The sequence below is a fragment of the Vibrio sp. 9-16B-A1 genome (assembly GCF_056726165.1).
The window spans coordinates 574733-599288 of sequence record NZ_JBSDZD010000001.1 but is presented as its reverse complement, the minus strand read 5'-3'; the positions used below and the strand labels follow the sequence as shown (position 1 = coordinate 599288).

22 protein-coding genes are annotated in these 24556 nt (G+C 53.4%); 12 read left to right on the top strand and 10 right to left on the bottom strand.

The genetic code is table 11. The annotated features are described in order from the left end of the window. Nucleotides 1-19 precede the first annotated feature (19 nt). Nucleotides 20-994 (top strand): thiamine-phosphate kinase, encoded by a 975-nt coding sequence (gene thiL / locus ACVB80_RS02735; protein WP_481079723.1) that lies wholly within the window; start codon nt 20-22, stop codon nt 992-994. Nucleotides 995-996: 2 nt separating this feature from the next. Then, complete coding sequence (pgpA, locus tag ACVB80_RS02730; protein ID WP_481079722.1) at nt 997-1503, top strand: phosphatidylglycerophosphatase A; 507 nt, start codon at nt 997-999, stop codon at nt 1501-1503. 70 nt (nt 1504-1573) lie between these two features. Here pgpA and dxs read toward each other — a convergent pair whose 3' ends face one another. From dxs to xseB, 3 genes are read right to left on the bottom strand one after another with little or no spacing between them, the layout of a single operon-like run. Then, nucleotides 1574-3433, bottom strand: a complete 1860-nt coding sequence (dxs, locus tag ACVB80_RS02725) for a 1-deoxy-D-xylulose-5-phosphate synthase (RefSeq protein ID WP_481079721.1) — start codon at nt 3431-3433, stop codon at nt 1574-1576. A gap of 20 nt (nt 3434-3453) precedes the next feature. Next, on the bottom strand, nt 3454-4338 hold the full coding sequence (gene ispA / locus ACVB80_RS02720; protein ID WP_481079720.1) for a (2E,6E)-farnesyl diphosphate synthase: 885 nt from the start codon (nt 4336-4338) through the stop codon (nt 3454-3456). Further along, nucleotides 4335-4586, bottom strand: coding sequence for an exodeoxyribonuclease VII small subunit (xseB, locus tag ACVB80_RS02715; RefSeq protein WP_481079719.1), 252 nt, complete (start codon nt 4584-4586; stop codon nt 4335-4337). The genes ispA and xseB overlap by 4 nt, the downstream gene beginning before the upstream one ends. A 282-nt stretch (nt 4587-4868) precedes the next feature. On the opposite strand from xseB, the gene pomA reads away from it, so the two are divergent. The 7 genes from pomA (at nt 4869) to rlmM (ending at nt 11726) form a co-directional block, all read left to right on the top strand. Continuing rightward, a complete protein-coding gene (gene pomA, locus ACVB80_RS02710) occupies nt 4869-5633 on the top strand; it encodes a flagellar motor protein PomA (RefSeq protein WP_481079718.1) in 765 nt (254 codons plus the stop codon). A gap of 5 nt (nt 5634-5638) precedes the next feature. Then, nucleotides 5639-6595 carry a flagellar motor protein MotB gene (locus ACVB80_RS02705; protein ID WP_481079717.1) on the top strand — a complete coding sequence of 319 codons (957 nt, stop codon included), beginning with the start codon at nt 5639-5641 and terminating at the stop codon, nt 6593-6595. 115 nt (nt 6596-6710) lie between these two features. Continuing rightward, complete coding sequence (gene thiI, locus ACVB80_RS02700) at nt 6711-8159, top strand: tRNA uracil 4-sulfurtransferase ThiI (protein WP_481079716.1); 1449 nt, start codon at nt 6711-6713, stop codon at nt 8157-8159. 568 nt (nt 8160-8727) lie between these two features. After that, nucleotides 8728-9630, top strand: coding sequence for a transcriptional regulator GcvA (locus ACVB80_RS02695; protein ID WP_481079715.1), 903 nt, complete (start codon nt 8728-8730; stop codon nt 9628-9630). After that, entirely contained in the window at nt 9630-10253 is a 624-nt protein-coding gene (locus ACVB80_RS02690) for an alpha/beta family hydrolase (RefSeq protein WP_481079714.1), read from the top strand. The genes ACVB80_RS02695 and ACVB80_RS02690 overlap by 1 nt, the downstream gene beginning before the upstream one ends. Continuing rightward, nucleotides 10243-10638: a DUF423 domain-containing protein gene (locus ACVB80_RS02685; protein ID WP_481079713.1), complete on the top strand. Its 396-nt coding sequence runs from the start codon at nt 10243-10245 to the stop codon at nt 10636-10638. Before ACVB80_RS02690 ends, ACVB80_RS02685 begins: the two co-directional genes overlap by 11 nt. After that, nucleotides 10635-11726, top strand: coding sequence for a 23S rRNA (cytidine(2498)-2'-O)-methyltransferase RlmM (rlmM, locus tag ACVB80_RS02680; protein WP_481079712.1), 1092 nt, complete (start codon nt 10635-10637; stop codon nt 11724-11726). The genes ACVB80_RS02685 and rlmM overlap by 4 nt, the downstream gene beginning before the upstream one ends. A 213-nt stretch (nt 11727-11939) precedes the next feature. Here the strand turns inward: rlmM and xni are convergent, their stop codons facing one another. The 5 genes from xni to queF all read right to left on the bottom strand — a co-directional run bounded on the left by xni (nt 11940) and on the right by queF (nt 19103). Beyond that, nucleotides 11940-12710 carry a flap endonuclease Xni gene (gene xni, locus ACVB80_RS02675; protein WP_481079711.1) on the bottom strand — a complete coding sequence of 257 codons (771 nt, stop codon included), beginning with the start codon at nt 12708-12710 and terminating at the stop codon, nt 11940-11942. Between the two features lie 76 nt (nt 12711-12786). After that, entirely contained in the window at nt 12787-14148 is a 1362-nt protein-coding gene (gene ppnN / locus ACVB80_RS02670) for a nucleotide 5'-monophosphate nucleosidase PpnN (RefSeq protein ID WP_481079710.1), read from the bottom strand. Between the two features lie 142 nt (nt 14149-14290). Then, complete coding sequence (locus ACVB80_RS02665) at nt 14291-15862, bottom strand: GGDEF domain-containing protein (RefSeq protein WP_481079709.1); 1572 nt, start codon at nt 15860-15862, stop codon at nt 14291-14293. Nucleotides 15863-15962: 100 nt separating this feature from the next. Then, complete coding sequence (locus tag ACVB80_RS02660) at nt 15963-18233, bottom strand: tetratricopeptide repeat protein (protein WP_481079708.1); 2271 nt, start codon at nt 18231-18233, stop codon at nt 15963-15965. A gap of 24 nt (nt 18234-18257) precedes the next feature. Further along, nucleotides 18258-19103, bottom strand: a complete 846-nt coding sequence (gene queF / locus ACVB80_RS02655) for an NADPH-dependent 7-cyano-7-deazaguanine reductase QueF (RefSeq protein WP_481079707.1) — start codon at nt 19101-19103, stop codon at nt 18258-18260. A gap of 90 nt (nt 19104-19193) precedes the next feature. Here queF and syd point away from each other — a divergent pair, with 90 nt between their 5' ends. From syd to ACVB80_RS02640, 3 genes are all read left to right on the top strand, one after another. Next, nucleotides 19194-19748, top strand: coding sequence for a SecY-interacting protein (gene syd / locus ACVB80_RS02650; RefSeq protein WP_481079706.1), 555 nt, complete (start codon nt 19194-19196; stop codon nt 19746-19748). Further along, on the top strand, nt 19748-20524 hold the full coding sequence (locus ACVB80_RS02645) for a Zn-ribbon-containing protein (RefSeq protein ID WP_481079705.1): 777 nt from the start codon (nt 19748-19750) through the stop codon (nt 20522-20524). The genes syd and ACVB80_RS02645 overlap by 1 nt, the downstream gene beginning before the upstream one ends. An 88-nt stretch (nt 20525-20612) precedes the next feature. Continuing rightward, entirely contained in the window at nt 20613-21029 is a 417-nt protein-coding gene (locus tag ACVB80_RS02640; protein WP_481079704.1) for a globin domain-containing protein, read from the top strand. Nucleotides 21030-21110: 81 nt separating this feature from the next. Here the strand turns inward: ACVB80_RS02640 and ACVB80_RS02635 are convergent, their stop codons facing one another. Next, complete coding sequence (locus ACVB80_RS02635) at nt 21111-21389, bottom strand: hypothetical protein (protein WP_481079703.1); 279 nt, start codon at nt 21387-21389, stop codon at nt 21111-21113. Nucleotides 21390-22436: 1047 nt separating this feature from the next. Further along, on the bottom strand, nt 22437-24473 hold the full coding sequence (locus ACVB80_RS02630) for a methyl-accepting chemotaxis protein (RefSeq protein WP_481079702.1): 2037 nt from the start codon (nt 24471-24473) through the stop codon (nt 22437-22439). Between the last annotated feature and the right edge of the window lie 83 nt (nt 24474-24556).

The following is a 24556-nucleotide window of genomic DNA, read 5'->3' as shown; positions in this document are numbered from 1 at the left end:
TAAGTATAAAGACAGTGCCATGGCAGGTGAATTCAGTTTAATTACCCAATATTTTGTTAACCGGCAGACCCAGCGAAAGGATGTTCAGCTCTCACTCGGTGATGACAGCGCGCTGGTGAAAGCGCCGGATAACGTTCAAATCGCGATCAGTACCGATACCCTGGTTGCCGGAACCCATTTTGTCCCTCATGCTAATCCGGCCTGGGTCGCGCACAAAGCGCTGGCCTCCAACTTAAGTGATCTTGCCGCCATGGGCGCCTCTCCTGCGTGGGTGTCGCTGGCACTGACCCTGCCGGAGCCTGATGAGCTTTGGCTTGCACCATTTACTGAATCTTTTTTCGATCTCGCTAACTACTTCAATGTTCAGCTGATTGGCGGGGATACCACCAAAGGCCCGCTGAGCATGACGCTGACGGTGCAGGGCTTTGTTCCTGAAGGTCAGGCGCTGCGCCGTGATGGCGCGAAAGGCGGTGACTGGATCTATGTAACCGGTAATCTGGGTGACAGTGCGGCGGGTCTGGAAGTGATTCTGGACGATGCCAGACGCACCATGCCACACGCGGATACCCTTGAGTACCGTCACTATCATTCTACGCCGCGTATGCTGGCGGGTCAGGCTCTGCGTAACGTGGCCAGTGCCTGTCTGGATATCAGTGATGGACTGGTGTCAGACCTGGGGCATATTCTGAAAGGTTCCGGGGTGGGTGCTGTCATTGATGTTGATACACTGCCGGTTTCCAATGAGCTGGTGGAATATTGCCGTGGCGACCGGGACAAAGCAGCTCAGCTGGCCCTTTCCAGTGGTGAAGAGTACGAGCTCTGCTTCACCATACCGGAAGAGCACAAGGGCCAGATGGATACCCTGCTGGCTCCGACCGGCACCAAAGCGACCTGTATCGGCCAGATCCGTACCGGTGGCGAGCTGTATCTGCAGCGCGACGGGCAGAACCTGGACTGGGAACTGTCCGGCTATGATCATTTTAAGGCGCAGTAATTATGACTAATCCTGTTTCTCTTCTTTCCCTGAAAAATCCATGGCACCTGCTGGCGACCGGTTTTGGCAGCGGTCTTTCACCTGTTGTGCCGGGCACCATGGGCACCCTGGCGGCGATCCCGTTCTACCTGCTGCTGGTTCAGCTGCCGCTGCCGGCTTACCTGCTGCTGACGCTGATCTCCTGCATTATTGGCGTGAAAATCTGTCAGGTGACGTCTGATGATATGGGCGTGCACGACCACGGTTCTATCGTCTGGGATGAGTTTGCCGGTTTCTGGATCACCATGGCGGTGGTGCCCCTGTTCAACCTTCCGGTATCGGAATGGAAATGGCTGTTGACCGGCTTTGTACTGTTCCGCTTTTTCGATATGGTAAAACCATGGCCTATCGGCTGGCTGGATAAGCGTATTCACGGCGGACTGGGTATCATGATTGATGATATTGTGGCAGGCGTCATGGCTGGTGTCTCGCTGTGGCTGATTGGTCGCTACGCAGGCTGGCTGAGCTGAACATAAACAGTAAACAGCAGATATTAAAAAAGGTTGCCGGGTGGCAACCTTTTTGTTTTTAGGTGGGTATTTAGCCCATGTATTCGCGAATCGCTTTTTCAATTCCCGCAGCGTCCAGCCCAAGCTCGGCATGCATCTCCTGCTGGCTGCCCTGAGCGATAAACTTGTCTGGCAGACCCAGGTTCAGGGTTGGTTTGATGCATTTATCTTTCATCATAAACTCAACCACACCGCTGCCTGCACCGCCGGCAATGGCGTTCTCTTCCAGAGTGACGATCACATCGTGTGATGCTGCCAGCTCGCGGATTAACGCTTCATCAAGTGGCTTAACAAAGCGCATGTCTGCAACGGTTGCGTTCAGCGCTTCTGCCGCTTCCAGTGCATTGGCCAGGAAAGTACCAAAGCTGAGGATCGCGACTTTTTCACCTTTACGCACAACACGGCCTTTACCGATCTCCAGCGCGGTAAATGCTGTTTCCACATCTGCACCGGTTGCGCAGCCACGCGGGTAGCGAACGGCACTCGGACCATTGTGCTGGTGGCCGGTGTAGAGCATCTGACGACATTCGTTTTCATCAGATGGCGCCATGATCACCATGTTCGGGATGCAGCGCATAAAGCTGAGGTCAAATGCGCCCTGGTGGGTCTGACCATCGGCGCCAACCAGGCCTGCGCGGTCGATGGCAAACATCACCGGCAAGTCCATGATAGCAACATCGTGGATCAGCTGATCGTAACCACGCTGCAGGAAAGTCGAATAGATAGCCACGATTGGCTTGTTACCCGCAATCGCCATACCGGTCGCCAGCGTCACCGCGTGCTGCTCAGCGATAGCCACGTCAAAGTATTGCTCCGGGTACTCTTTTGAGAAGCGCACCATGCCTGAGCCTTCACGCATGGCCGGGGTAATCGCCATCAGTTTCGGATCTTCAGCGGCCATATCACACAGGAAATCACCAAAGATATTGGAGAAAGTTGGCTTACCGCTGTTTTTGGGCAGGCTGTTGTGGGCCGGATCGAACTTAGGTACGCCGTGGTAACCAATAGGATCTTTTTCTGCCGGCTCGTAGCCTTTACCTTTCTTGGTCATAATATGCAGGAACTGAGGACCTTTCAGGTTACGCATATTTTTGAGCGTTTTGATTAGCTCGGTAACATCATGGCCGTCCACCGGACCGATGTAGTTAAAGCCCAGCTCTTCAAACATAGTGCCCGGAACGACCATGCCTTTCAGGTGCTCTTCGGTACGGCGAACCAGCTCTTTGATTGGCGGCAGACCGGAGAGGACTTTCTTGCCGCCTTCGCGGATAGAGGTGTACAGGCTTCCTGACAGAACCTGAGCCAGGTGGTTGTTCAGCGCACCCACGTTCTCAGAGATCGACATCTCGTTGTCGTTGAGGATAACCAGCATATCCGGATGTACATCCCCGGCGTGGTTCATCGCTTCAAACGCCATACCCGCGGTAATGGCACCATCACCAATAACGCTGACGACTTTGCGGTCACGGCCCTCTTTTTGAGCCGAGATAGCCAGGCCAAGCGCGGCACTGATAGACGTCGAGGAGTGACCGACAGACAGTACATCGTACTCGCTCTCTTCACGCCACGGGAACGGGTGCAGGCCGCCTTTCTGGCGGATGGTCGGCAGCTGATCGCGGCGGCCGGTCAGAATTTTGTGCGGATAAGCCTGGTGACCCACGTCCCAGATCAGCTGGTCAAACGGGGTGTTGTACACATAGTGCATCGCAACGGTCAGTTCGACCGTACCAAGGCCTGACGCCAGGTGCCCGCTCGACTGGCTGACTGAATTGAGCAGATAAGTACGCAGTTCGTCACACAGCTTTGGCAGACTTTCTTTAGGCAGCAGGCGCAGCTCATCAGGCGTGTTGGCCAGTGCTAAAGTCGGGTATTTGGAAATATCAAGAGTCATAAATAACAGCGCTTATAGTGTTAGTTTTTGCGCTCGACCACGTAGCGGGCGAACTCTTCAAGTAACTGGGTATTGTAAGGGATTGCATCCAGTGCAGAAAGCGCGTCAGTTAACAGTTCCTGCGCTTTTTTCTGCGCACCTTCCAGTCCGAGCAGGGAAGGGTAAGTGCTTTTGTTCAGTTGCTGGTCAGAACCCTGCGGTTTGCCAAGGGTTTCGGTGTCGCTGGTGATGTCCAGAATGTCGTCCTGAACCTGGAAAGCCAGGCCAACCAGGTCAGCGTATTTGTCCAGTTGTGGCAGTACCGCAACGCCTTTGTCACCGGCTGCCAGCGCTCCAAGACGGATCGCACATTTGATCAGGGCACCGGTTTTGTTGCGGTGAATGGTTTCCAGCTCCTGGAGAGAGGCCTGACGGTTCTCGGCCGCCAGATCCAGCGCCTGACCCAGACACATACCCTGCGCGCCGGAGGCTTTCGCCAGGGTGCTTACCATGGCAATACGCTGGGTTTCGGCATGTGGTGCCAGTGGCCCGTCTGCCAGAATGGTAAAGGCCAGGGTCTGCAGTGCATCGCCGGTCAGAACGGCGGTGGCTTCATCAAAGCGGATGTGACAGGTCGGCTGGCCACGGCGCAGTTCGTCGTCATCCATGGCTGGCAGGTCGTCATGGATAAGCGAATAGGCGTGGATACACTCAACCGCAGCAGCGGGGGTGTCCATATCTTTGGCTTCACAGCCCAGCATTTCCCCGGTGATATAGGTCAGGTAAGGGCGGGCGCGTTTGCCGCCCAGCAGCAGACCATAGCGCATGGCCTGGATTAAATCCTGATCCTGGTGGGGAAGGGTATCGAGCCAGGCGTTAAGCTGCGCGTTGTTGCGCTCCTGGTATTGGGTCAGCTTGTTGGTCATGCCTGCTCTTCAGAGTCCGGGTTAAAATCACTCAGTGGCGTCTGATCGTCGTCCTGGAGCAGAATCGCGACCCTTTGTTCTGCCTGGGTCAGTTTCTCCTGGCCGGCTCTTGCCAGACCGATGCCTCGCTCGAATTTCTTCAGCGCTTCATCCAGCGGCAGATCGCCGTTTTCAAGTTGTTCAACGATGCTGTCGAGCTCTTCCAGAGCCCCTTCAAAACTCATGTTTTCAGGTTTTTTACCGGCCATAGTGATTCTGCTGTTACAGGGGTGCCCGAACGTTACCCCAGCCATCAGGCAGGGTCAAACGCAATTGGGAAAATTTAACAAAGACGCAGTATATCAGTTTTTGTGTGCCGGAGTGAATTGGGCTGAAGCTTACAAAATGTGGTAATCGAATTTCTTATCCTGCCAGAGATTGCTATTCTGTACAGATCAGAAAGCGGTATAAAAAGCCCTAAATATTAATCAGTTTCTGCCGATAGTCACTTATAGCAGAGATTTGTAACCAGCAAGCATGAGGAGTGCTGTGTGGATTTAGCAACGTTAATAGGCCTTATCGGCTCGTTTGCTTTCGTTATTATGGCGATGGTACTGGGTGGTGGTATCGGTATCTTTATCGACACCCAGTCCATTCTGATCGTGGTCGGTGGTTCTGCCTTTGTCGTTTTGGCCAAGTTCACCATGGGCCAGTTCTTCGGTGCTGCCAAAATTGCGGTGAAGGCTTTCATGTTTAAGACCGATGAACCGGAAGAGCTGATCGCAAAAATCGTCGAAATGGCAGATGCAGCGCGTAAAGGTGGCTTCCTGGCGCTGGAAGAGATGGAAATCAGCAACTCGTTTATGCAGAAAGGCATTGATCTGCTGGTGGATGGTCACGATGCGGACGTGGTAAAGGCAACCCTGCAAAAAGACATTGCCCTGACCGATGAGCGTCATGAGTTTGGTGCCGCGACTTTTAAAGCCTTTGGTGACGTTGCCCCGGCGATGGGTATGATCGGTACCCTGGTAGGTCTGGTTGCGATGCTTTCCAACATGGATGACCCTAAGTCTATCGGTCCTGCGATGGCGGTAGCGCTCCTTACCACCCTGTACGGTGCGATCCTGTCTAACATGCTGTTCTTCCCTATTGCTGATAAACTTTCCCTGCGCCGTGAGCAGGAGAAACTTAACCGCCGCCTGATTATGGACGGCGTGCTGGCGATTCAGGACGGTCAGAACCCGCGCGTTATTGACAGTTACCTGAAGAACTACCTCAATGAAACCAAGCGTGCCCTTGACCCGGATTCGGAGTAAGCGTCATGAGTGATGAATCTGAATGCAAATGTCCACCACCCGGGCTCCCCGCCTGGATGGGGACCTTTGCGGACCTGATGTCGCTGCTGATGTGTTTCTTCGTACTGCTGCTCTCTTTCTCAGAGATGGACGTACTGAAGTTTAAGCAGATCGCCGGTTCGATGAAGTTCGCGTTCGGTGTGCAAAATCAGCTCGAAGTAAAAGATATTCCCAAGGGCACCAGTGTGATCGCCCAGGAATTTCGTCCGGGCCGCCCGGAGCCGACCCCGATTGAAGTGATCATGCAGCAGACCATCGACATGACCCAGCAGACGCTGGAGTTCCATGAAGGTGACTCTGACCGCGCCGGGGGTACCAAACGTGAAGCGGGCAAGCTGACCGGGGGTAAGTCGCCGGAAACCTCGACCCAGATGAACCAGAATACCGAGTCGATTGAGTCTCAGCAGCAGTCTGAAGCTCAGTCTGAGTCCCAGTCGGAAGAGATTGAGACCATCGTCGAGAGCATTAAGAAAGCGCTCGAACGGGAAATGGATGAAGGGGCGATTGAAGTTGAGAGTCTTGGCCAGCAGATCGTTATCCGCATTCGTGAGAAAGGGGCGTTCCCGGAAGGTTCGGCTTATCTTCAGCCTAAGTTCCGCCCGCTGATCCGCCAGATTGCAGAGCTGGTGAAAGATGTTCCGGGTATTATCCGGGTATCGGGCCATACTGATAATCAGCCGCTGGATTCTGAGCTTTACCGCACCAACTGGGACCTGTCCGCTCAGCGCGCGGTGTCGGTGGCGATTGAGATGGAGAAAGTGAAAGGCTTTAATCATGAGCGCCTGCGGGTGCGTGGAATGGCCGACACCGAGCCACGGGTGAGTAACGATACTGCCGAAGGGCGTAACGAAAACCGCCGGGTTGAGATCACCATTATGCAGGGTAAGCCTCATTACAGTGATGAAGTCTCTACCACCAAATAATGCTGAGTGAAAATTAAACAGGGTGAGCCATGTGCTCACCTTTTTTATTGCCCCCGGCTCGTGTATAATTCCGCGCCTTATGGCACTGCCACCACCGAAATTGTGAAGATTTACTATGAAGTTTATTGTCAAACCCCATCCGGAAATCTATGTAAAGAGTGAATCGGTTCGTAAGCGTTTCACCCGTATTCTGGAATGCAACATCCGCATTATCATTCAGAAGCATACTGAGAATGTCGCGGTGTTTAACCGTCGTGATCACATTGAAGTGACGGCTGAAGCAGACACATACTACGAGCAAGTCCTGGCAATTTTGACCCAGACCCCTGGTATCCACCACGTGCTGGAAGTTCAGCAGTCTGAGTTTAATGACCTGCACCATATCTACGAGCAGGTGCTGGATCTGAACCGTGACAAGATCGAAGGCAAGACCTTTGTGGTACGTGCCAAGCGTCGCGGTAAGCATGACTTCACCTCTATCGAGCTGGAGCGTTATGTGGGTGGTGGCCTGAACCAGGCAGTAGAAAGCGCCAAAGTGCAGCTGAAGAACCCGGATGTGACCGTAAACCTGGAAGTATCGGGTGAGAAACTGAACCAGGTTATCGCACGTCACAAAGGTCTTGGTGGCTTCCCTCTGGGAACCCAGGAAGACGTGCTGAGCCTGATCTCCGGTGGTTTTGACTCCGGTGTCTCGAGCTACCTGCACATCAAACGTGGCTCAAAGACTCATTACTGCTTCTTTAACCTCGGCGGCCCGGCACACGAGATCGGTGTTAAGCAGGTAGCACACTACCTGTGGGACAAGTACGGTTCATCGGCTAAGGTGAAGTTTATCGCGGTGGACTTTGAGCCAGTGGTTGCTGAGATCCTGGAAAAAGTCGATGACGGTCAGATGGGCGTGGTGCTGAAGCGTATGTTTATGCGCGCAGGCGGCATGCTGGCTGAGAAGTTCGGTATCCAGGCATTGGTTACCGGTGAAGCTCTGGGCCAGGTATCAAGCCAGACCCTGACTAACCTGCGTCATATCGACGGTGTGACCGACACCCTGATCCTGCGTCCGCTGATCAACTGGGACAAAGAAGACATCATCGATCTTGCGCGTGTTATCGGTACTGAAGATTTCGCCAAGACCATGCCGGAATACTGCGGCGTGATCTCGAAGAAACCAACCGTTAAAGCGATTAAAGAGAAGCTGGAAACCGAAGAAGAGAAATTCGATTTTGCTGTGCTTGAGCAGGTGGTTCGTGATGCCCGCGTAATGGATATCCGTGATATCGCCAAAGAGAGCGAAGAGCAGGCTCCTGAAGTGGAGATGGTTGAAGCCGTCGAGCAGCATGCAGTGGTACTGGACATCCGCAGCGCAGAAGAGGAAGACGAAAATCCTCTGGAAATCGACGGCGTTGAAGTGGTACACATTCCATTCTTCAAACTGGCGACCAAATTCGGCGACCTGGACCAGTCCAAAACCTACCTGCTGTACTGTGACCGTGGCGTTATGAGCCGTCTGCAGGCACTGTACCTGCAGGAGCAGGGTTTCAATAATGTGAAGGTTTACCGGCCGTAGAGTTGTTGGTTACGCGGTTCGTGAGACGTGGTCTGAGGAACAGCGGTGCAGAAATTAAGAGAAGCGCTTGTCGGGAGATGGGCGCTTTTTTTGTTCATGGGAGCGTGGTTGCGTGGGGCGTGGGACGAGGAACACTGATGATCGGTTCTCGGTTCTCGGTTCTCGGTTCTCGGTTCTCGGTTCTCGGTTCCCGGTTCTCGGTTCCCGGCTCTTACCCCGCGTACCACCAAGCGAAGCGCCCACGTACCGCGGACCCGGCGAAGCCCATAAAAAAACACCGCCATTAAGGCGGTGCTAAAAAATTTGACAGACAGGTCAAAAATAATACAGGAAGTAATGCCTGAGTAAGGGTAATACCCGGGCATGGTGGCAGATTTCTCTGCCAACTCGAATTTCGAGTTAATGCAAACACAACATCGCAACAACCAAACCAATTGATTATCAGGGATAATCAAGCCGTTCAGGCTTAGCGTTGCGTGGTGAAATATAGAATTTCTCTGGCGACTCGGCAATGGACAATTTATAATGTTTCGAATAAAAAAAACTAATGAGTTAGAAAGGGTGATCCATGTCAAGACGTTTACCGCCACTCAATTCACTGAAAGTGTTTGAAGCTGCGGCCCGCCACCTGAGTTTTACCCGGGCTGCAGAAGAATTATTTGTGACCCAGGCCGCAGTTAGTCATCAAATTAAGACTCTGGAAGACTTCCTCGGGCTGAAGTTATTCCGGCGCAGAAACCGCTCGCTTCTGCTCACCGAAGAGGGGCAGAGCTACTTTCTTGACATCAAGGATGTGTTCACCCATCTCTCTGAAGCAACAGATAAAGTATTGGAAAGAAGCGAAAAAGGTGCGCTGACTATCAGCCTTCCGCCAAGTTTTGCTATCCAGTGGCTGGTGCCGCGCCTGGCGGACTTTAATCAGCAGGAGCCGGACATCGATGTACGGATCAAAGCGGTGGATCTGGACGAAGGTTCGCTGACTGACGATGTGGATGTCGCCATCTATTACGGCCGGGGCAACTGGCCGGGTCTGCGTGCAGATAAACTCTACCAGGAGTTCCTGGTTCCGGTCTGTTCCCCCCAGTTGTTACTGACAGATAAACCATTAGCTGAGCTTAACGATCTGAAAAATCACACCCTGTTGCATGACACCTCCAGAAAAGAGTGGAAGCAGTTTGTTCGCACCCACGAAGTGGAGGGCGTCAATGTGAATCAGGGACCGATTTTCAGCCATACTACTATGGTACTTCAGGCGGCAGCACACGGGCAGGGCGTGGCGCTGGGCAACAACGTGCTGGCTCAGCCGGAGATCGAAGCCGGTCGGCTGGTGTGTCCGTTTGATGAAGTACTGGTGAGTAAGAACGCGTTTTACGTCGTCTGTCACGAGCAGCAGGCCGATACCGGCCGTATTTCAACCTTCCGTGACTGGATGCTGGCCAAAGCCGCCAGAGAGCAGCAGGAGCTGCGCTGATGGATAATTATCTGGTTGATGGAGAAGGGGAACTGACGTTTCTGTTTGCTCACGGTGCCGGAGCCGGTATGGATCACGATTTTATGCAGGCAGTGGCTGCGGGTCTGGCGCAGAAGGGCATCCGGGTGGTCAGGTTTAACTTTCCTTATATGGTGAAAAGGGCTGAAGATGGCAAACGCCGCCCGCCGGACAGGGCGCCAAAGCTGCTGGAAGCTTTTGAGCAGCATATTGAAGCCGTTGCCGGTAGCAGCCCTATCGTGATTGGTGGTAAATCCATGGGCGGTCGTATGGCCAGTCTGCTGGGGGAACATCCTCTGGTAGCGGGTATCGCCTGTCTGGGTTTTCCTTTTCATCCTCCGGGCAAGCCGGAGAACTTTAAAGGGGAGCAACTGGCCACGCTGGATAAGCCATGCCTGCTCCTTCAGGGTGAGCGTGACACGTTTGGTAATCAGGACGATGTTGCCGGATATAGCCTGTCTGACAGCATCACCCTGAAATGGATCCCGGATGGTGACCATGGTTTTAAGCCGCGCAAGAAGTCCGGCCATACTGAGCAGGATAATATTGAGCTGGCCGTCAGTGAACTTGAGGCGTTTATCCGCAGGGTGAACCATGCAGACTAGATTGTGGCTGTTTGTACTGGCGCTGCTTGGCGGCGTTGCAGTGATGCTGGGAGCGTTTGCCGCCCATGGCCTGAAAGGCATGTTGTCGGCTTATCACCTTGAGGTGTTCAATACCGGCGTCCTGTATCAGTTTATCCATGTACTGGCAGGTTTTGTTACGGTCATACTGGCCAGAAACAGCGGCGAAAAAGCGCAAAAAAGACTGCGGCTGGCGGTGATTTGCTTTATCATCGGCATCTTTTGTTTCAGCGGCAGCCTGTACGCGCTCGCGCTGACCGGAATCAAATGGTTTGGCCCAGTCACACCGTTTGGCGGACTTATGTTTATTGCAGGCTGGCTGGCGCTGGCGATGTCTGCGTTGAAGATTGAAGAGGTAACTCAGTGAAACAGTTAATGCTTTACTGCCGACAGGGGTTTGAGAAAGAGTGTGCGGGTGAAATCCAGGACCGTGCGACCGCTCTTGAGGTATTTGGCTTTCCCCGCGTAGTGAAAAACTCGGGCTATGTACTGTTTGAATGCTATCAGCAGGGCGATGCTGCCCGTCTGGTAAAAGAGCTGGACTTCCAGTCGCTGATCTTTGCCCGTCAGATGTTTGCGGTAGCTGCCGAGTTTTCTGAGCTGCCATCGGATGACCGTATTTCGCCGATTCTGGGTGAACTGGCTGAAGCCGGAGAACTACCGGTGTGTGGTGACCTGCGCGTGGAAACGCCGGATACAAACGAAGCCAAAGAGCTGCTGAAGTTCTGCCGTAAGTTCACTGTGCCATTGCGTCAGGCGATGCGCGGCAAAGGCCTCTTGTTTAAGAAAGACAACCCGAAAAAGCCGGTGATGCACCTCTGTTTTGTTGCGCCGGGCCACTGTTTTGCCGGTTACTCACTGAGCGGTAATAACTCCGCCTTCTTTATGGGTATCCCGCGTCTTAAGTTCCCGGCGGATGCGCCAAGCCGTTCTACCCTGAAGCTGGAAGAAGCGTTCCACGTGTTTATTCCACGTGAAGAGTGGGATGAGCGCCTGGCCGCTGGCATGTGGGGTGTGGATCTGGGCGCCTGTCCGGGTGGCTGGACCTATCAGCTGGTGAAGCGTTCGATGTTTGTGCACTCTATCGATAACGGCATGATGGCCGACAGTCTGATGGAGACCGGTCAGGTGAAGCACCATCAGGAAGATGGCTTTAAGTTCGAGCCGCCACGTAAGAACGTGACCTGGCTGGTATGTGACATGGTAGAAAAACCAGCCCGCGTTGCGCACCTGATGGGTGAGTGGATCATCAAAGGCTGGGCCAAAGAGGCGATCTTCAATCTTAAGCTGCCAATGAAAGGCCGTTACGATGAAGTACTGCAGGACATCGAAAACCTGAAAGTCTTCCTGATCGAGAATAAGGTGAAGTTCCGCATGCAGGCCAAACACCTCTACCATGACCGTGAAGAGATCACGGTGCATTTGCAGTGTTTGTCGAACATTTCGCCTAAGTAAAAAAAGCGCCTGAGGGCGCTTTTTTTGGCTCTGGGCTCTGGGCGCTAGGCCCTGGGGGAGCTCGCGATAAGTGAAGTGAGAAGATGAGCTATCGTGTTGATAGTAAGACCTGGATAAGAAACCGTGCTTGCAGAGCCCAGAGCCCAGAGCCCAGAGCCCAGAGCCCAGAGCCCAGAGCCCAGAGCCCAGAGCCCAGAGCCCAGAGCCCAGGACCTAGGTCCTTTCAAACCTTATATCCTGCAAATTAAACCCAAGCTCCATATCCGTTTTCAGTGCGGCAACCTGTTTACATACCCGGGCGGACTCTATATGTTCGTCGAGCTTTTTGCGGTATTTGGCCGGCAGGTCGTCAGCAGCGAACGCCTGTTCGATATCCGGGTACTGAGTCAGGATCTCTTTGGCCGCTTTCGGGCCGACTCCAGGTACGCCGGGGACCTGGCTTGAGCTGATGCCGGTCAGGCCCCAGTAGTCGGAGAGTTGCTCAGGCTTCACCCCGAACTCTTTTTCGATAAACGGCGCATCCAGCCAGCGGTGCTGGAAGTAGTCGCGGATCTGCAGTGTCGGGGAGAGCAGCTGGCAGTAGCCTTTGTCGGTCGAAATAATAGTGACTTTTTCACCATGGCTGGCCACTTTGGTTGCCAGGGTGGCTACCAGGTCATCGGCTTCGTCGCCTTCAGACAGCAGTGAGTCGATACCCAGTTCCCACCAGGCGTCCTGGATTTGCTCCAGGCCGTTCATCAGTGGCTCTGGCATAGGTTTGCGGTTTTGTTTGTATGCAGGCAGCAGCCTGGCGCGCCAGCCTCTGTCCTGGCCGTGGTGATCAAACACCGCAATCATGTGAGTGGGTTCAGATTCATTGATGATGCGGCGAAGAGTGCGGCTGGTGGTCTCAATCGTGCGGGCGATGTCTTCCGGGTCTGGCTGAACGGCGTGAACCCGGCGAATTAAGTTAAGAGCGTCGATGATGACCAGGTGGATAGACATAGTACAAACAGTAAAAAAGGGGCCAGAGCCCCTAGTGTAATGGAATCAATAAGCTAATACCAACGGCGGCGGGAGATTACTCCCGGCCAGCGATTTGGTAGCAGGGCAGGTATTCCGAGCCCGGCAGCTTCATCCGCTGCTGGACAACAAAGTCGCTCAGCAGGGCGTCCATCTTATCCATCAGTTCCGGGTCACCATCAATGGTGAACGGACCGCGGCGTTTGATCTCACGGATGCCTTCCGCCTTGACGTTACCCGCCACGATACCGGAGAAGGCCCGGCGCAGGTTCGCCGCCAGTACTTCCGGCGCCTGACTCAGGTGCAGGTCAAGAGCTGCCATGTTCTCGTGAGTCGGGTCAAATGGCATCTGGAATTCCGGTTCGACTTTCAGTGACCAGTTGTAGCTGTAGGCATCGCCGGTCGCTTTGCGGTGCTCGCGCACATCTTCCATCGCGGTTTTGATGATCCGGGCCGCCTTGGCCGGGTCGTCGATGACGATTTCGTAGTGGCGCTGCGCGTCTTCACCCAGGGTGTCACCGATAAACTTATCCAGCGAGCGGAAGTAGTCTTCGCTCTCTTTCGGGCCGGTCAGGACGATAGGCATCGGCTGGTCGACGTTTTCCGGATGCATCATGATGCCCAGAATGTAGAGCAGTTCTTCGGCGGTACCTGGCCCGCCCGGGAAGATCACGATGCCGTGCGCCATACGCACGAAGGCTTCAAGACGCTTCTCGATGTCCGGCATGATGATCAGCTCGTTGACAATTGGGTTAGGTGGCTCTGCAGCGATGATCGAAGGCTCGGTCAGGCCGATATAGCGGGAGCCATCGTAGCGCTGCTTGGCGTGGCCGATGGTGGCGCCTTTCATTGGGCCTTCCATCGCGCCCGGACCACAGCCGGTACAGATGTTAAGGTCGCGCAGCCCAAGTTCGTGGCCGACTTCGCGGGTGTACTGGTACTCCACCGGATTGATAGAGTGACCACCCCAGCAGACCACCAGGTTAGGGTCCATGCCCGGGTGCAGGGCACCGGCATTTCGCAGAATACTGAATACCAGGTTGGTGATATGGTCTGAACGGGTCAGGTTCAGCTGGCGGTTGTCGGCAAGATGCATGTTGACGTAAACAATGTCACGCAGTACAGAGAACAGGTGTTCCTGAATCCCCTTAATAATGGTGCCGTCGACGAAGGCATCTTCCGGTGGGTTAATCAGCTCAAGTTTGATCCCGCGTTCGCGGCGTTTGACCCCGACATCAAAGTTCTTATAACAGTTAAGCAGCTCGTCGGAATTGTCGGTGTGGCTTCCGGAGTTAAGCACCGCCAGGGTGCAGTTGCGGTAAAGTTGGTAGAGATCGCTGGAGGCAGTGTTTTTCAGCCGTTCTACTTCAATTTGCGAGAGCAAATCCATGCTGCCCGCCGGGCTTATATGGGTAATCATAAGCTCCTCCTTAGCTGGTAATTCTTGTAGTTATGCCTTTTCACCTTACACACGAACCGCGTGTTGTGCCACTAAATAAGCGTGGAAAAAGAGCTGATTAGCAAAAATAAGGGGGATTTTATGCAGGCTGGTGAGTATTTGTTCACATCCAGTTTAGCTGGTTGATCCCGGTGCGTTTGGATTGCTTTAGTGCAAGGTTCAGGCGGTCGAGGATTTCTTCCGGAGTGTCGGAGTCGTTAAACGCAGCGCTGGCTATTGATACGGTGATTTTCAGGTTCTGCTCACGGAAGCGGAACGGCAGTTCGCTGATGGTTTGCTGCAGTTTGCTCAGCATGGCGTTGACCTGCTGATTGCTGTGTTCCGGCAGCAGTACGATAAACTCTTCACCACTGAAGCGGGCCACGGTGTCACCTTCACCCAGGGCATTTTTAATGGTTCTGGCGATGATTTTCAGTGCTTTATCACCGGCGGTGTAACCAAAGCTGTCATTGATCGACTTGAAGTTATCCAGGTCGATGATCGCCACGCGCAGATTATGCTGGGAGCGGATCCAGCGGCGGTATTCCAGTTCAAGCTTATCGGTCAGGGCGGCGCGGTTATAGACTTTGGTCAGCGGATCAAGCTGCATGCGCTGAGCCTGTTCCAGCAGGCGGCGGCGGTGGTTCTGGGTCAGTTCGTGCACTGACTGCAGCTGGCTGCGCTCATACTGCCAGCGTTCGATGAGTTTCTTCTCCCGTTTTTCGACGTGTTCCAGCCGTTCGGTCAGGCTGCCAATCTGGTCCAGCAGTGGCTTCATGGCCAGTTTCAGGCTTTCCAGTTCAGTTTCCCTGTGCAGGGAAGCTTTGGACTGGGTAACCAGTTCGCCAAGCTCAGCATGCATGCTGTGGCGGTGGCCGGTATAAGAGATGCTTTGCTCAAGGCTGGTGTCGGCGTGTTTCAGGGTGGTGCTGAGGGATGAATTGAGTTCATCGAGCAGTTTTTCTGAGCTCTTGCGTTCGAAATGGGTCCCCTGAATAACCAGTTTCAGTATCCGCAGGATCAGTTCGAACAGTTCCTGAGGCGGGACACCAATCAGCAGTTTAGCCCGGATATCAAACAGCATATCCCCGGATTCGCCATCAAAGTCGATTTCGGTGATCAGGTTCTGCAGTTCGTCGGTCAGGGTGTCGAGCTGGCTCTGGTCAAAGCTCTGTTCAAAGGTGAGGCTGTTGCGCGAGTTGGATGCCATGATTTTGATCGCGCGCTCGTAAAGGCCGAGCAGACGGGTTGCCTGATCGATCTCCTTACTCAGTTTCTCGTTTGGAAAGTGCAGCAGATTACGCAACTCACGTTTGAGCTGCGCAGGCAGACCGGGAATACGTTGCAGCGTTTCCCCGCTGTTACGGATTTTCTCATTCAGATGGGTTGATTGCCTTTCCATATCCACTGTGTTTTTCTTCAGCATCCGTTCAAGGATCACCAGTTTGGGGATCAAACGGGAGAGATCCTGAGATTGTTCTAAATCCCGCTTCAGTGAAGTAAGGCTGCTGTCCAGGGTGCAGCTCTGTCCCTGACATGCGTCAGTTAAACCGGCAATAATGCGCTTGAGTACATTGTGCTCCCGTTTGAATTTGAACAGGGCATCACGTTGTGAGAGCCGCGACTGGTCAAGTTTTTCCTTCAGACCGTGCAGCTCTTGTTGTAACTCCTGCTCAAGGGAGGTTAATTCACTCATAAGTTGCGTTGCCAAAAACACTCAATGGCTGAAATTCGTTATTCGATGATAACAAAAAACGCAACAACGTCACTTTTTTAATTAACCATTCGGTTAGTAACTAGTCACTTAGTGTCAAATTTTTGAGGTCTTCCTCATTTTCTGCAGAAGACACGGCTTTGATCAGCCCCTGATCGAGCGCTTGTTTGCACGCTGAACGTATATCGTCGGTGGCAAAACTGGCTGCCGGGGCGTTCTGTATCGCCCTCAGGTACACCCACTGACTCTCTTCACTGTTATTCCTTTTCTCCAGACTGCGGGCCAGGTGCGTAGACATCAGCAGGATGTCGATCAGCTCCTGATCATTGATCGCAGTATAGGCGCGGGGAAGGAAAGGATAATCTGCCATACCGACACGAACTTTGCGCGTAATTTTTCTTTCGGGCTCAAATTCTGCGATCCAGCCACAAATTTTATCAAACATATCCTGAGGATGTGCGTCGGGGTTCGTATTGGGTTCCACGTACAGGAACATGGCATCCGAGAAGTGGTAGAGACGCGCCGGTTTTTTGATCTTCGGTTTTATATAGTCACCGAAGCTTTTCTCCAGCATCAGGCCTGCTTTGTAGCCCTGCTCCAGGTAGGTATAACGCAGGAAGGGCAGATCAAACATGGCGAATCTCAGCCGGTCGCTGAAAGGTTCATTGATCAGCTCACCCATCTGCCATTGCTCAAAGTTATCACTGCTGCGCTTCAGGGAGCCCGGGAGTTTGATATTGAGCATTCTCAGGTTGCGCAGCCCGGAGCGGGTGTGGGTATAGAGATCCTTCGTCAAACTATTGACGCTTTTTTTATACCGGTCAATGATATAGCCGCGTCTCAGGGTCAGAAGCACGAATAAAAGTGACACAAAGAACAGCCCGAATGCGGTTTTCTGGAACTTCTCGGCCTGGCCGTGGCTGTTTTCAAGCTCCTGTTCCAGCCCCTTGTAGTGCAGTGATTGTTCAATGATGTCTTTTTGCTGACGCAGGACGTTCTCATTGATGCGGTTCAGGCGCTTCTGACGGTTATCGGCCAGTACGGTGTAGTGTTTGAGGGCGGCCAGCGAGTCGTTAAAGCGGCCCAGCTTTTCGTAGGCCAGTGAAAGCTGTTTGTAGGCACTGCGCTTGATGGCCGCATTATCGATCTCATTGCTGAGCTTCAGTGCATCCCGGGCATTGGCGAGCGCTTTCTCGTTCTCGCTCAGCTGAAGCGCCAGCGCGGACGTCAGCAGCAGGCTGCGCGCTTTGAGCGGCTTAAGGTCTGTGTAGGCGACGAGGTTGCTCGCTTTGGCCAGGTACTGCTCTGCCAGCGGGTAGTTAAACAGCTGCAGATAGGTATCGGCGATACTCAGACGCAGGTCGATAACGTCATAGATATCCCGGGAAAAGTACTCGTGGTCGAGCACGTTGAAGTAGTGCACCAGCGCCAGATTGTATTTGCCCTGCAGGAAATAGATATCCGCCATCTGCTTGAGCACGTCTGCCAGTACCAGCGAATGCTCAAAGTTGCCGTAAAAGTCTGCGGCATTGCTCAGGTGCTCCAGTGCTTTGTCGAGTACCTGACGCTGCATAAACAGCTGGGCCAGCTGGTAGTTGGATTTTGCCAGCAGGGAGCCGGAATCCTGCTCCACCGAGCGCCAGTAACTGGTCAGCAGCTCGGTCATGGCGCTGTCGTAAGCCCGAAAACGCAGGTAGTGCTCTCCGAGTTTGAGATGGTAGCTGATATGAACAGAGCCCGAGGTGATCTTCTCGAGCTGAATGGCGGCAAGCTCATATTGTTGCTCTGCTTTATCCCGTTTGCCGAGCCAGGAGTCAATATCGCCTCGCTGCATGGCGAGCTGGTAGTATAGGCCAAAACCGAGCTGAGTCGCGGATGGCAGCTCTTTAAGGGCGCTGTCTACCTGGTTCAGGATCTTTGTAGCGCTGTCTGCGTTGTGATTTTGCCGCCACAACAGTTCTGCTTTGAGCAGCCAGGTCTCCTGTTTGACGAACGGCAGGTTGAATTGCTCGGCCAGCTGGAGGGCATTATCGGTGTGCTCCAGTGCCTGGCGGGGCTTGCCAAGAAGAAATTCGGAGCGTGCTAGTACGTGGAACGCATCGATGCTGCTGTTTGGCGATCTCAGGGTGGAATCGGTATCTTCCCTTGGCAGGGAAGAAGGGCCTTTATTGCTGTTTTCGGTCAGCTTGCGCTGGGTGAGAAATTTTTCGGCGATCAGCCGGGCTTTTCTCGGGTCGATCTCAACCAGCCGTGCGGCTTCGTTAAGTACCGGAGAAGTGTAGACTTTTGCCTGGATGCCAGTGCTGGTAAAAAATGCGATTAGCAACAGTGGGGCGTAAGCCAGCCATCTCATGTCAGTTCTTCTCCGGTTTTTCTTTTATTGTCTTGCCAGGCGGTGATTGTGCGCCGGCATCGCATCACAGTTGGTGCGGTATGGGTTGATGTCCAGTCCGCCGCGTCTTGTGTAGCGCGCGTAAACCGTCAGCTGCTCTGGTTTACAGAACTGCATCAGGTCGGTAAATATGCGCTCTACACACTGCTCGTGAAACTCGTTGTGCTCACGAAATGACACCAGGTAGCGCAGCAGTGCTTCGCGGTCAATTTTCGGGCCTTTATAGTCGATCATCACGCTGCCCCAGTCAGGCTGGTTGGTGATCAGGCAGTTAGATTTCAACAGGTTACTATAAAGGGTTTCGCTGACGATGTCTTTACCGGCAGCGGCTTCGAGCCATTTTGTATCAAATTCATAGCTTTCAATGCTGATGTCCTGTTCATCAATGCATTCACCTTTCAGGGCTACCACAGGTTGTTGGGTAAAATTACCCAGTTTCTCCAGTGTCACTTCAACTGTCTCACCGGCACAGGCAGACAGGTCACGTGCCAGCGCCTGCTGTACCTGATCCCAGTTGGTAAAGCAGGTCTGGTTGTAGCTGTTCAGATACAACTTGAACGACTTGGACTCAATCAGGTTCGGACTGGTAGCCGGCAGGCGCACTTCACCAATGGCAACCTGAGGCAGGCCTTTGTCGTTCAGCCACGACAGTTCGTACATGGTCCAGATGTCCACACCACGAAACGGCAGCTCGTCACCCAGTTCCAGGTCATCGCGGTTCAGGCTGCGCGGCACAGGCTGCAGCAGGGAAGGGTCGTACTGGTTGCTGTACTCGGTTTTCTGGCCCAGGGTCAGGCCTGCCAGCTCTTTGGCGTCAGAATATTTGCTCATACTTCAGGTTTAAATCGATTAGAATGTGGCAAAGTTTACCTAAACCCACTTAACAGTCCAGTCAAGTGAACCAGATTTGAGGATGTATTCATGTCGCAAAGCGTGGCCAGCGCCCTGTTTGATTTTACTCTTTCTTACCAGCAGGCGTGGCAGGAGAAGAAAGGCTCCCTGCCGCAAAGTGAGGAGCTGGTGGGGATCCCGTCTCCGTGCATTGTAAAGAGTCACGGTGTCAGCCTTGAGTGGAAGGCTCTGCAGAATGAAACACCGCTGGATTTTTCCAATGTTGAAAATGGCATTGAACTGACGCTGCACGAAGACATCAAGGCGTTTTATGGCAGTCAGTTCAGCGCGGATATGCCTGCGCTTTGGCAGGGCAAGCCCCTGACTCTGCTTCAGGTCTGGAGTGAAGATGACTTTACCCGCCTGCAGGAAAATATTCTTGGCCACCTGGTGACGCAGCGTCGCCTGAAGCTGAAGCCGACCGTGTTTATCGGCGTTACTGACGCAGAGATGGACGTGATTTCTGTTTGCAACCTGACCGGTGAGGTGATCTTCGAGCGCATCGGTACCGACAAGCGTGACATTCTGGCGGCCAGCGTGAGTGAATTTCTTGCCCAGCTTGAGCCTGTGGTGGAGCCTGCCTGATGTACATTACTGAAATCTGTTTTGAGATCTACCGTGATACCTCAATGGGCGCGGTAGAAAAAGCGATCAACTACCTGCTTGACTGCCTGCGCTATAACGGCCAGGTACTGGGGCGTGAGCTGCCGGTGGCGATGGAGGAAGATGGGGTGTTTACCGCCAGGGTGGTATGCCCGGAGCAGGAGAGCCTTCATCCGCGTTTTCACAGTGCCCAGGTGAAGCATGCCCTGAGTCAGCTGGCTGACGCCGGACTGCTTCAGCCAAAAGTACGGGTAGTCGGCGAGGATATGAACTCCGACCCGAGCGACTTTTGTGAAACGCCGGCCTGGCAGGTGTTGTATACCAGTTATCTGCATACCTGCTCCCCAATCCGTTGTGGCGAGCACTTTAAACCGGTGCCTCTGTACCGTCTGCCGGCAGTTGCCAATGGCGACCAGAAGCAGATCATCAAGTGGCAGGAAGACTGGAGCGCCTGTGATCAGCTGCAGATGAACGGTTCGGTGGTGGAGCATCCGTCATTGTATGAGATCTCGTCAAGCAAGAGCCTGCTGTTTCGCCGCGGCTGGGACCTGTGCCGTCGCCTGAAGGTGGTCAGCGGCATTCCAACTTACCTGTATATCTACAGGGTAGGCGGAACCAGCAAAGAAGAGGAGCAGGCCCGCGTTTGTCCGGTATGCGGCGGCGACTGGGCGGTGGAATCGCCATTGCACGACGTGTTCGATTTTAAGTGCGATGAGTGCATGCTGGTCAGCAATCTGTCGTGGGATTTTAAGGACTAAAACCGGTTTAACCATACGCCGGCCGGGTTTACTTTCGTCCGGTGTTTGACTAGTCTGGAGGGGTTGGCATAAGGAAAATGACCCCGCTATGGTATTGACAGAACAACAAATAAAACTGATTCAGACCGGGTATCAAAGGATATCGGCTGACGCCCCGGCGTTTGCCCGGATTTTTTACGCAAAGCTGTTTGAACTGGACCCGGATCTCCGCAGTCTGTTCCGTAATGACCTTGAGCTGCAGGGCCGCAAACTGGTGGCCATGCTGGAGCTGACGGTCTACGGTATGGATGATATGGGAATGCTGCACCCTATGCTGGTACAACTGGCAGAGCGGCATAACGATTATCACGTCAGCCAGTCTAACATCGACCTGATGGAGCAGGCGCTGCTCAGTGCGCTGCGTGACTTCTATCAGGGGGATTTTGACCCGCAGGAGGCGCGGGCCTGGCAAAAGCTCTATCACTTTGTCAGTGAGACCATGAAGCCCCACCTTACACGCGAGTAATTTCTTAACGCGCGAATGTTTTTTACGTGCGAATGGCTTTCTACGAGCGAACAGTTTTTACGCCCGAATAGCTTTCTTCCCTTATTTTCTCTCCAGTGCTTCCAGCCGCTCAGTCAGGGCGGCCACCTGCGCTTCCAGCCGTGCTATACGCGTTTCTGCGCTCTCTTCTGCCTGGGCAGCGACTTCCACTTTGGGTACTTTCGCGGTCGCTTTCCAGCTTTTCAGTACCGCGATCACAGCCGGCATGGGTACCGGTGTGGTCAGTCTGGCGCGGATAAGGGCCACGCTTGGCTCTTTGCCCTGAGCGCTCAGCGACTCAATCACGCTTTGAATTTCCTGAGTAACGTCTTTGGTTTGCATCGATCAAATCCCTGTAACTGGTGATTAGCGGTATGGTAGCGCAATTTATGTTTTTACGCCTGCCTCCTTTGAACTGGTTGCTTTAGTCATTTTCCCGGAATAGTTATGCATAACCAGACCTGGTTATGTTTTGGGGTGACGGAGTTCACACTTTGATTATTGGCCGAAGTCGGGTGAAGAAGGAGATAATCCATCATGCTTGTGAGAGATCTCTTACACACGGTGTAGGAAATGACGCTTTGATCTGCTGAGAGAATGCGTGCGTGACAGGTTAAGTGATTGTTTTGTATTGATATAGGCCTTGGGGTGATGTTGTGGGCAAAAAAAAACTCTTTGCAGGCTATTGTCCCCGAATCAGGAATCGGTAATCTTGAAGGTGTCGGAAGGATGCTGACACGGAACAGGAACTACGCTAGGGATTTTGGTTATCTTCAGGAAGAAGATTTGGTTATTCAGGATGAATAATCAGCATGGAGCAACAGGACATTGAATGGACTCAATTAGTTATCAGGATGATGACTACTAAGGAAAGACAATGGACACCCCGCGGATTGGGGAAAGGAACTGACATCAGGATGATGTAAGGGACACCGCTCAGGGAACAAGTGATGTGAGCTAATCAGGATGGTTAGCAGACCAGGATAAGGTCATGGACACCGCTAGGATGGCGACGAAAGGACTACGCTGAAGGAATGCAGCGCACTATCATGGATTTGATGCATGGAGCACTTTTAGTAGCTGGATTGCTGCGAGTAAGACTATAGCCCCGATACGCAAGTATCGGGGCTTTTCTTGTTTAAGGCACTGGGCTCTGGGCGCTAGGCCCTGGGGGAGCTCGCGATAAGTGATGTGGGAAACCGAAGCTATTGTGTTGACAGTGAGGTTTGAGCAAGAAACTCTGCTTGCAGAGCCCAGAGCCCAGAGCCCAGAGCCCAGAGCCCAGAGCCCAGAGCCCAGAGCCCAGAGCCCAGAGCCCAGAGCCCAGAGCCCAGAGCCCAGAGCCCAGAGCCCAGAGCCCAGAGCCCAGAGCCCAGAGCCTTTAAATTATTAGTGGAAGAACCCAACCTGTTCCTTCAGCGACTCTGACTCATCCTGCAGGCGTTTGGCGCTGTCGGCGGTTTTGGCGCTGATCTCGCGGTTGAGGTTGTTCAGTTCGCTGATTTCGGTCGCGTTGGTGGCGACTTCCTGAGATACCTGGGCCTGCTCTTCAGACGTTGCGGCGATGGCATCCGCCTGAGCAGCGATTTCACGTACCTGTGAAGCAATAGATTCCAGAGATTCGCCCGCAGTGCGTGCGTTATCCATTACCTGGTTGGCGTTTTGCTGGCTCTGGTGCATCAGGTCTACTGCGTTACCGGTTGAAGCCTGAAGCTGCTCAATGATGGCAACCACATCCTGAACCGAAGTCTGGGTACGGTGTGCCAGGGTGCGCACTTCATCGGCAACCACGGCAAAACCACGGCCCTGCTCACCTGCACGGGCAGCTTCGATAGCAGCATTCAGTGCCAGCAGGTTGGTTTGCTCGGCTATCTCATCGATCATCTTGGTCACGCTCTGGATGCTTTCGCTGTCCTTGGCTACCTGGTTGATTGCTGTGGCAGAGCTGTCCAGCTGTTCATTCAGCTCGGCAACGTTGGTACAAACGGATTCTACGATCTGCAGGCCGGACTGGCTGTCAGTATCTGCAACGCGTACGTTTTCAGCAATCGCTTCCACCTGCTGGGCAACTGACTGAGCTGAGGTCGCCATCTCTTCAATCGCGGTGACGACCTGTTCAACCTGCTCCTGCTGCACATCGGCCTGGCTCAGGCTTTGGTTTGCATCAGCAGCAACGCTGGTGGACTGAGTGCCAACCTGGTCACTGGTAGCGCGGATTTCACCTACCAGGTTATTCAGTCTCCGTGCCATTGATGCAACGCCGTTGTTCAGGCGCACGATTTCGTTTTTCGATGACTCATTACCCAGTGCGATATCCAGGCTTACTTCACCGTTGCCCAGACGTTCCATGTAGCTGTTTACCTGTACCAGCGGGCTCAGGGTGCGGCTCAGGAACAGGCTCAGTACAGCGAAAGTCAGACCGGCAACAACCAGCGCCACGACAGCGATCAGCTTGAGCAGCTCCTGGCTGCCTTTGGTCACTTCGCTGATAAAGGTGCCGCCAAGCAGTTTCCATCCCCAGCCCGGTACTTCGGTAAACACCAGGTATTTTTCACCAATTGTTCCGTTGTACTCGTATGGGTAACGGATAAGACCGCTGCCAGTTTCGAAGATGGCAGAGAAAGGTCGGTTACCTTCATAATCCGGCATTTCGATAATAGATGGGCCGTTCTCATCTTTAGTCGGATGAAGCAGGTACTTACCCAGGTTGTCACGGTGGTTATCAACGATAATGGTGTAACCAGAGTCACCCCAGCGTACGCTGTCGAGTGAGCGGAAAAGAGAGCGGGTTGCGTCTTCAACCGGCAGGCCGATAAAGCTCAGGCCGGACACCTGACCGAAAGCATCTTTGATTGGTGCGTAATAGGTAATGTAGTTTTGGCCGAACAGTTTTACCTGTGCATAGTAAGGCTGGCCGTTGCGAAGCTTGTTGTAACCAGGGTGCTCAGCGCCAAGACGGGAGCCAACCACGCGGCGTCCTGCCGGGTTTTTCAGTGAGGTGGATACGCGCACCCAGTCGTTGCCGTTCGCCACAAACAGGGTGGCAACTGCACCGGTATCACGGGTAAAGGCGTCCACAAGCTCGGTATCACCAATAAGGCTCTTACCGCGCAGTGTCAGATCCTGAAGCTGGAGGTTGTTGAACTCAACCGTGTTCTCCTGCTTCTCCAGGCCATCCAGGTAGCCGTTACGGAAGGAAGATTCCAGCACTTTGGCGGTCTGCAGGTAGGCGTCAAACTGGCCGGAGATGGTTTTGGCCATTGACTGTAATTTGGACTGGTGTTCACGAAGCGTGTTGTTGAGCAGAACCTCGGAAGCATTGCGGTAAACCAGTACGGCTACCGAACTGAATGCGACCAAAAGGCACAGTGTTATCACCAGCTTAAGCTGAAAGCCGACGGTTCGGCTCTTGTAGTAGTCAATCATTTTTTACCCTGTCATTTGTTGCTTGCTACCACACTTAGTGCCATCCATGGTGAACAGTGAATAAGCAAGTTCTACATTAGATT

Excerpts from the sequence above, each read along its gene's own strand:
- thiL (WP_481079723.1), top strand. The coding sequence starts at position 20 with ATGGCAGGTGAATTCAGTTTAATTACCCAATATTTTGTTAACCGGCAG.
- pgpA (WP_481079722.1), top strand. The coding sequence starts at position 997 with ATGACTAATCCTGTTTCTCTTCTTTCCCTGAAAAATCCATGGCACCTG.
- dxs (WP_481079721.1), bottom strand. The coding sequence starts at position 3,433 with ATGACTCTTGATATTTCCAAATACCCGACTTTAGCACTGGCCAACACG.
- ispA (WP_481079720.1), bottom strand. The coding sequence starts at position 4,338 with ATGACCAACAAGCTGACCCAATACCAGGAGCGCAACAACGCGCAGCTT.
- xseB (WP_481079719.1), bottom strand. The coding sequence starts at position 4,586 with ATGGCCGGTAAAAAACCTGAAAACATGAGTTTTGAAGGGGCTCTGGAA.
- ACVB80_RS02705 (WP_481079717.1), top strand. The coding sequence starts at position 5,639 with ATGAGTGATGAATCTGAATGCAAATGTCCACCACCCGGGCTCCCCGCC.
- thiI (WP_481079716.1), top strand. The coding sequence starts at position 6,711 with ATGAAGTTTATTGTCAAACCCCATCCGGAAATCTATGTAAAGAGTGAA.
- ACVB80_RS02695 (WP_481079715.1), top strand. The coding sequence starts at position 8,728 with ATGTCAAGACGTTTACCGCCACTCAATTCACTGAAAGTGTTTGAAGCT.
- ACVB80_RS02690 (WP_481079714.1), top strand. The coding sequence starts at position 9,630 with ATGGATAATTATCTGGTTGATGGAGAAGGGGAACTGACGTTTCTGTTT.
- ACVB80_RS02685 (WP_481079713.1), top strand. The coding sequence starts at position 10,243 with ATGCAGACTAGATTGTGGCTGTTTGTACTGGCGCTGCTTGGCGGCGTT.
- xni (WP_481079711.1), bottom strand. The coding sequence starts at position 12,710 with ATGTCTATCCACCTGGTCATCATCGACGCTCTTAACTTAATTCGCCGG.
- ppnN (WP_481079710.1), bottom strand. The coding sequence starts at position 14,148 with ATGATTACCCATATAAGCCCGGCGGGCAGCATGGATTTGCTCTCGCAA.
- ACVB80_RS02665 (WP_481079709.1), bottom strand. The coding sequence starts at position 15,862 with ATGAGTGAATTAACCTCCCTTGAGCAGGAGTTACAACAAGAGCTGCAC.
- ACVB80_RS02660 (WP_481079708.1), bottom strand. The coding sequence starts at position 18,233 with ATGAGATGGCTGGCTTACGCCCCACTGTTGCTAATCGCATTTTTTACC.
- queF (WP_481079707.1), bottom strand. The coding sequence starts at position 19,103 with ATGAGCAAATATTCTGACGCCAAAGAGCTGGCAGGCCTGACCCTGGGC.
- syd (WP_481079706.1), top strand. The coding sequence starts at position 19,194 with ATGTCGCAAAGCGTGGCCAGCGCCCTGTTTGATTTTACTCTTTCTTAC.
- ACVB80_RS02645 (WP_481079705.1), top strand. The coding sequence starts at position 19,748 with ATGTACATTACTGAAATCTGTTTTGAGATCTACCGTGATACCTCAATG.
- ACVB80_RS02640 (WP_481079704.1), top strand. The coding sequence starts at position 20,613 with ATGGTATTGACAGAACAACAAATAAAACTGATTCAGACCGGGTATCAA.
- ACVB80_RS02635 (WP_481079703.1), bottom strand. The coding sequence starts at position 21,389 with ATGCAAACCAAAGACGTTACTCAGGAAATTCAAAGCGTGATTGAGTCG.
- ACVB80_RS02630 (WP_481079702.1), bottom strand. The coding sequence starts at position 24,473 with ATGATTGACTACTACAAGAGCCGAACCGTCGGCTTTCAGCTTAAGCTG.